We start from the raw sequence: 8572 nt of genomic DNA, 5'->3' as shown, positions 1-8572 counted from the left end.
TTCGGCCGCCAGTACCGGGAAATCGGGCACGTTATTGTCCCATTCAATCAGCGTTGGTTTTGCCCCGCCGCGCGCGATGGTGTGCGCGTAGAGCGTCCAGACCGGATCGACCACTTCGCGCCCATGGCTGTCGATCAGCAGGGGCTGTCCATGGTCATCCTCATCCTCGTCATGGCCGCCCAGATGAATTTCCCCCACCTGCGCCAGCGGGAACGCGTCGATATAGGCGACCGGATCCCAGCTCTGGTTGGTGGCGGAGACGAAGACGTTGTTCACATCCAGCAGCAGCCCGCAGCCAGTGCGCTTTGCGATTTCCGAAAGAAACGTGACCTCATCCATCGTGGATTCGGCAAAGGCGAGATAGGTGGAGGGGTTTTCCAGCAGCATCGGACGGCCCAGAACCTCTTGCACTTGGTCGATGTGGTCTGCGACGCGGGCCAGCGTCGCCTCGGTATAAGGCAGGGGCAGCAGGTCGTTCAGATAGTGGTCGCCATGGGTGGACCAGGCGAGATGTTCCGAGAAACTGGCGGGGTTCAGCCAGTCGCAGAGATGCTTGAGGCGGGCGAGGTGATCGGGATCGAGCGGGCCTTCGCCACCGATAGAGAGGCCGACACCATGCACCGAGATCGGAAAGCGATCCGCGAGCGCGCGCAGTTGCGCCAGCGGGCGGCCGCCGTCACCCATGTAGTTTTCGGCATGGATCTCCAGCCAACTGACCGCGCCGGGCGCGCTGATAAGGGATTGGAAATGCTGGGGCTTGTAGCCGATGCCCGCAAGTTGGGGCAGACGGTTTTCCTGCGCGAGGTCGTACATGGCGTGTCCCTTGGGTCTTTGGCAGAACCCCCCGGCCCGTTGAGGGCCGGGGGTGAAGGTCAGCGCGATCAGCTGTCCATTTCTTCTTCCATCATCGAGACGTCGCGGTACTGGGCCAGAACATCCTCGGCCAGACCATCGGGAAGGTCGCGGGCCAGACCGATGTAACCGTCGGCTTCCAGCGAGGCCTCGGATTCGCCCATGCGGCCATCGGGCAGCTCGATCTCGGCGCAGGTGCCGGCGGGGACCAGCGTCCAGGCGTTGCCCTGATAGTCGATGGTGGAGGACCCGGCGCAGGTGGTGCCGGGGCCTGCGGCGCAGCCGTTTTCACCGGCCAGCGACACGCCGTAGCACTTCTCCATCGCCTGCGCGGAGGCAGAGGTGGTGGTGACGGCGCCAAGTGCGGCGGCAACGGCGCCCATCAGGGCCAGCGATTTGATTTGGGTCGACATGGGGTAGCTCCCTAAAACTGATATTTTCCGTGTCCCACCCGTCGAGCGGGTGATGGGAAAGTGGTAAGTCGCCGGGTCGATCACTGGCCAGTCACAGGCCCGTCAAGCACGCGTGCGTGACCCTCTGTCAGGGTGGCGTGAGGCGGGCCGGTTGGGTTGGAAGGTGTGATTATTGAATGAAATCATGTAATTGTGGGGAAGATTCCACCGGCGGGAAGGTGACGGGTTTCTGCCTGCCGCCTCGTCCCGTCGGTGAAATGTTTCAACCGAAAGTGGTGCCTTGGGCTTGGCTGTCTGGCAGATCGTGCCTATCTCGGGCTCCGAACAGGCAAGAAACCAACGGAGAGCCTTCATGCGCAACGCAGCCCTCGTTCTGGGAATCATCGGTGGCATTCTGGGAATGATCGTCGGGTTCTTCGGCTATGGTTACGTGACCTTCATCGACCATTTCGGCGAGGTGCCGGATATCGCCAGACAGGTGGACAACCCCGATCTGATCAAGGCGGCGAGCATCATATCGCCCATTCTGGCGCTGGCAGGCGGGGCCATGGCGCGGGCACGGGCGCTGTGGGGTGGTATCTTCCTGCTGCTGTCGGCGGCGGGCATGTACTACGCCTTCGGCTTCGGCGTCTTCACCATGTTCCCGATTGCCCTTTGCGGCCTGGGTGGTTTGCTGGCCATCGCGGCGGGGCGGCCGGATGAGGAAGTGAGCCACTTCTGAGGGGCTACAGCACCGCGCGCAGCACCGAAAGAGCGCCGCGTTTCCATGGCACCCTGTGGGTCACGCCCGCGCCCTTGGCGATCCGGTCACGGTTCGCCAGATACCAGTCGAAGTTGCGCAGCAGCGCGTCGATATTGGAATGGCGCGGCACGAAGCCCAGTTTCTCTCGGGCGCGGTCGATGCTGACGAAACTGTCCTTCGACGCGGTCTCGTAAATCCATTTATAGAGCGGCGAGAGATGCACCGCCTCCAGCCCGCGCAGGGTCCAGATGGCGGGGGTGGCGGGAAAGCCGATGATGCGTTTGCCAAAACCTGCCCGGTCCAGCACCGCCTGAAAGCTTTCGCGCATGGTGCCAAACTCTGCCGCGCCAATGTTGAACGTGTCGTTGACGGTCTGGGCCTCGCCAAATGCACTCAGGCAGATCGCTTCGTTCAGGTCGTCCACATCCAGCAGCTGATAGCGGTTCTGGCCCGATCCGAGGACCGGGAAATTATGCCCGGTCGAGGCGAAATCATAGAGCAGTTCGAACGCGCCGAGCCGTTCCGGGCCGACAAAACTCTTGGGTCTCAGCACCGGCAGAATCAGCCCATCCGCGCGAAACTGACGGCAAAGCTTTTCCGCGGCCACTTTCGATTCCCCGTAAGGCCCCACGCCCTGCATCGGGTCAGCCTCCACCAGCGGGTGGTGATCTGGGATGCCGTAGACGGCGGTTGAGGAGATATGAACAAAGCGGCGGATGCCTTTGCGCAGCGCAGATGACAGCAGCATATGGGTGCCGTCCACATTGGTGGAATGAATTTCCTCTGCGCTGGCCAGTGGCAGGGCTGCGGCGCAATGAATGACGATGTCGATGCCCTTGAAGGCGCGATCATGAAGCGCGAGGTCGCGGATATCGCCCTGCAAAACGTCGATCCGGTCCGCCTCGGGGTAGGTGAAGGGGGCAATGTCCCAACTGCGCAGGGAATGGCCCCGGTCCAGCAGGTATCGGATCAGGTTGATCCCAAGAAAGCCTGCCCCGCCGGTGACGAGGATGGATTTTGGGGCGGTCGTGGATTTGGTTGGCGCTGTCATGCACCGACTTAAGCGCGGGGCCGCGCAGGGGGATATGACCTGGATCAACTGAAAAGGCCGGCCCCATGTCGGGACCGGCCTTGTCGTCAGATCGGGCTGTGATCAGCGTTGATCGGGCGCGATTGCATCGGCGGCGAGGCTTGCAACCACCTCGTCCAGCGACAGGACCGAGGTCTGCTTTTCCCCAAGGCGGCGGACGGTGACGGTGCGGTCCTCCACCTCCTTGCGGCCAATGGCGAGGATCACCGGCACCTTGCCCACGGAATGTTCGCGGACCTTGTAGTTGATCTTCTCGTTGCGGATATCGGCCTCGGCCCGCACGCCCTGCGCGGTCAGGGCTGCCACGACCTCCTGCACATAGTCATCCGCCTCGGACACGATGGAGGCCACGACCACCTGACGCGGGGCCAGCCAGAAGGGCAGCTTGCCTTCCCAGTTCTCGATCAGAATGCCGATGAACCGCTCGAACGACCCAAGGCAGGCGCGGTGCAGCATGAAGGGCCGGTGCTTGGCCCCGTCCTCACCGGTGTAGTTCGCATCCAGCCGCTCGGGCAGGTTCGGATCGACCTGGAATGTGCCGCACTGCCAGACCCGGCCAATGGCGTCGGTCAGGTAGAAGTCGAGCTTCGGCCCGTAGAACGCCCCGTCGCCCGGTTCCAGCGTGTAATCGCGGCCCACGGCCTTGATCGCGTTTTCCAGCGCGCCTTCGACATAGTCCCAGCTTTCATCGCTGCCGACGCGCTTTTCGGGGCGGGTGGCGAAGCGGATTTCAAACTCGGGGAAGCCAAGCTCTTCATAGACATTGGCGAGGAAGTCGATGAACCGCGCGCATTCCTCCTGGATCTGATCCTCGGTGCAGAAGATATGCGCGTCATCCTGGGTAAAGCCCCGCACCCGCATGATCCCGTGCAGCGCGCCCGAGGGTTCGAACCGCGCGCAGGACCCGAATTCCGCCAGCCGCAGCGGCAGATCGCGATAGCTTTTCTGGCCCTGGTTGAACACCTGCACGTGACAGGGGCAGTTCATCGGCTTCAGCGCATTGATCCGCGTTTCGGCGCGGTTCTTGGCGGAGGCATCGTCATTCTCGCCATCGCGGCTTTCATCCACTTCGACGATGAACATGTGATGCTGGTACTTTTCCCAGTGGCCCGAGGCTTCCCACAGCTTGCGGTCCACGACCTGCGGCGTGTTGATCTCGCGGTAGCCCCCGGCGCGCTGCTTGCGGCGCATATAGTCCTGAAGCGTGGTGTAGATCGTCCAGCCGCCCGGATGCCAGAAGACCTGACCGGGCGCTTCTTCCTGCATGTGAAAGAGGTTCATCTCGCGGCCAAGCTTGCGGTGGTCGCGCTTGGCGGCCTCCTCCAGCATCGTCAGATGCGCCTTGAGATCGTTCTTGTTGCGGAAAGCGACGCCGTAAATCCGTTGCAGCATGGCGCGATTGCTGTCGCCACGCCAGTAGGCGCCCGCGACGCTCATCAGTTTGAACGCATCCGCCGGAACCTGCCCGGTATGCTGAAGATGCGGACCACGGCAGAGATCCTGCCAATGCCCGTGCCAATACATGCGCAGCGGTTCGTCGCCGGGAATGGCCTCGATCAGCTCCACCTTGTAGGGCTCGTTATTGGCCGCGTAGAACTTGACCGCGCGGTCGCGCTCCCAGATCTCGGTGGTGACCGGATCGCGGCGGTTGATGATCTCGCGCATCTTGGCTTCGATCTGGCCGAGGTCTTCGGGGGTAAACGGCTCCGCCCGGTCGAAATCGTAATACCAGCCGTTTTCAATCACCGGGCCGATGGTGACCTTTACGTCGGGCCAGATCTCCTGCACGGCGCGGGCCATGATATGGGCGCAGTCATGGCGGATCAGCTCCAGCGCCTGCGTGTCGTCCTGCATGGTGTGAATGGCGATGGAGGCGTCTTGCTCGATCGGCCATTGCAGGTCCCAATGGGCACCGTTCACGGTGGCGGAGATGGCCTTTTTGGCCAGCGAGTTGGAAATGCCGGCGGCCACATCGGCAGGCGTCACGCCAGCCGCGTAGTCACGGGAATTGCCATCGGGGAAAGTCAGGGAAATCTGGGCCATCTGGCACAAGCTCCTCGTCGGTTTGGCGCCCACGGAACGCCCGGTTGCGGGTATATGGTTTCGGTGGGCAGAGGTGACGTCAGACGCGCCTTGTGTCAAGGGCGGATGCACCCGCCCGGCTTGATCCCGTTCCCGTGGCATTAACCTTAACCCCGTCTGTTAAGGTTAATGGGGTAGGGGCGGCCCCTGCTTGGCGCAATGTCATGCCGTCTACCTTCGCGCATTTCCAAGGGCGCTACGCATAAAAACTTGTCCGATCTCCCCGCCGCAGGCAAAACCGGGGGGAAGATCAGGGAGGACGCCGCCACATGACCCCACAAACGCTGACCACCAAGCAGGGCCGCAGGATTGCCTTTCATCAAAGCTCTGGCACGGGCCCGGGCGTGGTGTTTCTGGGCGGGCTCAAATCCGACATGCAGGGCAGCAAGGCGGTGCATCTGGAGGCCTGGGCCAAGCGCACCGGCCGCGCCTTCCTGCGGTTCGACTATTCGGGGCATGGCGAAAGCTCTGGCGCCTTCACCGATGGCTGTATCGGCGATTGGGCCGAGGATGCCGAGGCCGCGATCCTGACCCTAACCGAAGGTCCGCAGATCCTCGTTGGTTCGTCCATGGGCGGGTGGCAGGCGCTGCTGTTCGCCCGCAAGCACCCGGAATTGGTGGCGGGGCTGGTGGGCATCGCCGCCGCGCCCGACTTCACCGAGGACGGGATGTGGGACAGCTGGTCTGATGCCCAGAAGGCAGAGATGGCCGAAACGGGGCAGGTCGCTCTGCCCTCGGACTATGGTGAGCCCTACATCATCACCAAACGCATGATCGAAGATGGCCGCAATCAACTGGTCCTGCGCAGCCCCCTGACCGTCAATGCCCCCGTGCGGCTGTTGCAAGGCACGGCGGATGAGGATGTGGACATGTCCGTTGCCTTGCGCCTGCTGGATCATGTGGAAGGCCCCGATGTCCGGCTGGAACTGGTGAAGGGGGCCGATCACCGCTTTTCCGACGACTATTGCCTGTCGCGGATCGAGACGGCCATCGAGGATGTGCTGACCCATGTTTAGGTTGCTCAAACGCCTGGTCCTTACCATTGTCTCTGTGGTGGCGCTGGCCGGTGGTCTCCTGATCCTCGGCCCGCGTGAACGCATCGAACGTGGCGCGCCGGTGTCCATCGAGGGCAGGGGGATTGCCGAGGTTCTGGCCGCGCGCGAGGCGGCGTTCGACGACATCACACCGGGCGTGGAGGCGCGGGTGATCTGGGCCGGTGAGCCCGAGATGCAGACGCCGCTCTCGATCCTCTATCTGCATGGCTTCTCCGCCACATCCGAAGAAATCCGCCCGGTGCCCGACAATGTGGCCGAAGCGCTGGGCGCGAACCTGATCTATGCGCGCCTGACCGGGCATGGGCGCGGCGGGGATGCGCTGGCGGCGGCAACGGCCAGTCAGTGGGCCAATGATGCGGCGCTGTTCCTCGATCTGGCCCGCGCGGCGGGGGAACGGGTGCTGATCATCGGAACGTCGACCGGCGCGACGCTGGCCAGCTATGCCATGACCGAGCCCGACATGGCCGCCGATGTGGTGGGCCTGGTGATGGTGTCGCCGAATTTCCGCGTCATGAACCGCTCTGCCGTGATCACCGAGCTGGCCTTCGCCCGCCGGATCGTGCCGCTGCTGGCAGGCGAGGAACGGGCCTGGGACGCCCTGAACGAGGGACATGGGCGTTACTGGACCACGCGCTATGGCACCGGGGTGTTGACCAGCCTCGGCACCCTGATGAGAGAAACGAGGGCACGCGACTACAGCGGCGTTTCAGCCCCGGTTCTGGCGGTTTTCTCCGACAACGACCGCGTGGTATCGGCTGCGGCCACGCGCGACTTTCTGGCCGGATGGGGCGGCGCGGTGACCTTGGCCCCGCAAGACCTGCCGGAAACAGGAGCGGACCCGTTTTTTCATGTCATTGCGGGCGATATCCTCAGCCCCGCGATGACCGGGCCGGTGACAGACGTCATTCTTGAATGGGTTCAAGCAACGCTCCCTTGAGCTGCCAGCCGCGCTTGGGCCTCGCAAAACGGTTGCCCAAAGACAAGGGCTCTGCAACTCTGTCGGAAAGTGATTTCAGAGAGGGGTGTTCCATGGGGTTTCTCAAACCGATTGTTGCGGGTCTGACCGCACTTGCGCTGGCCGGGCCTGCCATGGCGCAGGATTGGGGGCTGCGGTCGAATTTCGAGCAACGATGGTTCTTTGCCGGAACCGGTACAGAGGGCGGGCCGATCAGCTTCAATTGCGCGGGCCACTATCAGGATGCGGACTGGTCCTATGGTGAGGGCGGCGGCCCCTATGACCCCTATATCATCCATGTCTCGATGACCGAAGCGCTTGGCCCCATTGATTGGAGCCAGCCGGACGCCGGACGCCGGTCGGACGTGATCTTTTCCATCGGCGGGCTTGGCTACCAGTTTCCGCAGATCCAGTGGAACGAGATGGTCGGCGATTGGGGGGTGGTGATCTCCATGGGCGATCCGTTGATCACGGCGCTGCTGGCGGGCGGGCCGAGCGAGCTTTGGGCCGGGGATCGGCGGGTCGCGCAACTGTCGGGGACCGGTCTTGCGGAAAACCTTGCACAGGCGATCCGGTTTTGTGACGGCCATTGGGCCGCAATGGGCGTCGGGGTGCCCCAGCATGCTGCGCAGACCGTCATGACCCTCAGAGGACAAGGCGGGTAAGGTCGGCTCAGTGAAGTTGTAACGATGGATCCTGTTGTTTTCATTCCGGGTTTCATGGCTGACGCGCGGGCGTTCCGGCATCAGATCGAGGCCCTGTCGATGGGTCGTCCGGTTCAAATCGCCTCGCTTGCCGGGTCCGATTCCGTGCGCGAGATGGCCAGCCTCGCCTTGCAGGGATTGCCGCAGCGCTGTGCGTTGGTCGGCCATTCCCTTGGCGGCATGGTGGCGATGGAACTGGCCCGCCTCGCGCCGGACAGGGTCACGCGGCTGGTGCTGATCTCGACCGATGCGCTGTCGGAATTGCCAGGCGTCGCGGCGGCCCGCGATACGATGATTGCGCGGGCGCGGGCGGGTCGGCTTGCGGATGCGATGGCCGAGGCGCTGCCATCGGGGGCTTTGGCACCCGGGGCCGGTCGCGCCGGGGTTCTGGATACTGTCCGGCAGATGGCGGAACGGGCCGGAGCAGATGCCTTTCACGCCCAATCCCGCGCGATGCAGCGCCGCCCGGACCAGCAAGGAACGCTGCGCCGCCTGCCAGTTCCCACGCTGGTCGTCTGCGGAGCGCATGATCGTCTGTTTCCAGCCCGCAGGCACGAGGTGATGGCCGGGTTGCTGCCGCAAGGGCGGTTGGTGGTGCTGGAGGAGGCGGGGCATCTGCCGATGCTGGAGCAGCCCGAGCAGGTCACCGATTTGCTGGATCGGATGCTGAGGGTCTGAG

Annotated in this window: 8 protein-coding genes and 1 pseudogene; 5 read left to right on the top strand and 4 right to left on the bottom strand. The window is 63.6% G+C overall.

Annotated features, from left to right (window positions below):
* Positions 1-813: MNIO family bufferin maturase (gene bufB, locus BKY26_RS00360; protein ID WP_071688415.1), on the bottom strand; the 813-nt coding region annotated here is incomplete at its 3' end.
* A gap of 140 nt (positions 814-953) precedes the next feature.
* A pseudogene (locus tag BKY26_RS20555) lies at positions 954-1265 on the bottom strand (BufA1 family periplasmic bufferin-type metallophore); the annotation flags it as partial.
* Between the two features lie 352 nt (positions 1266-1617).
* On the opposite strand from BKY26_RS20555, the gene BKY26_RS00350 reads away from it, so the two are divergent.
* Entirely contained in the window at positions 1618-1986 is a 369-nt protein-coding gene (locus BKY26_RS00350; RefSeq protein ID WP_071688413.1) for a hypothetical protein, read from the top strand.
* Between the two features lie 4 nt (positions 1987-1990).
* Here the strand turns inward: BKY26_RS00350 and BKY26_RS00345 are convergent, their stop codons facing one another.
* On the bottom strand, positions 1991-3058 hold the full coding sequence (locus BKY26_RS00345) for an NAD-dependent epimerase/dehydratase family protein (protein ID WP_071688412.1): 1068 nt from the start codon (positions 3056-3058) through the stop codon (positions 1991-1993).
* Positions 3059-3160: 102 nt separating this feature from the next.
* Positions 3161-5140: a threonine--tRNA ligase gene (gene thrS, locus BKY26_RS00340; protein WP_071688411.1), complete on the bottom strand. Its 1980-nt coding sequence runs from the start codon at positions 5138-5140 to the stop codon at positions 3161-3163.
* Between the two features lie 308 nt (positions 5141-5448).
* Here thrS and BKY26_RS00335 point away from each other — a divergent pair, with 308 nt between their 5' ends.
* From BKY26_RS00335 to BKY26_RS00320, 4 genes are all read left to right on the top strand, one after another.
* The gene (locus BKY26_RS00335; protein WP_071688410.1) at positions 5449-6195 is read left to right on the top strand and encodes an alpha/beta hydrolase; all 747 of its coding nucleotides are present in this window, start codon (positions 5449-5451) and stop codon (positions 6193-6195) included.
* Entirely contained in the window at positions 6188-7171 is a 984-nt protein-coding gene (locus tag BKY26_RS00330) for an alpha/beta hydrolase (protein ID WP_071688409.1), read from the top strand. Before BKY26_RS00335 ends, BKY26_RS00330 begins: the two co-directional genes overlap by 8 nt.
* Before the next feature lie 92 nt (positions 7172-7263).
* The gene (locus BKY26_RS00325; RefSeq protein WP_071688408.1) at positions 7264-7854 is read left to right on the top strand and encodes a hypothetical protein; all 591 of its coding nucleotides are present in this window, start codon (positions 7264-7266) and stop codon (positions 7852-7854) included.
* A 24-nt stretch (positions 7855-7878) separates the two neighbouring features.
* The gene (locus tag BKY26_RS00320) at positions 7879-8571 is read left to right on the top strand and encodes an alpha/beta fold hydrolase (protein WP_071688407.1); all 693 of its coding nucleotides are present in this window, start codon (positions 7879-7881) and stop codon (positions 8569-8571) included.
* The last annotated feature ends 1 nt before the right edge of the window (position 8572 follow it).

The sequence above is a fragment of the Nioella sediminis genome (genome assembly GCF_001879695.1).
GTDB lineage: Bacteria > Pseudomonadota > Alphaproteobacteria > Rhodobacterales > Rhodobacteraceae > Nioella > Nioella sediminis.
Note: the sequence above shows the minus strand (reverse complement) of the source record. Positions and strands in the feature narration are given on the sequence as shown.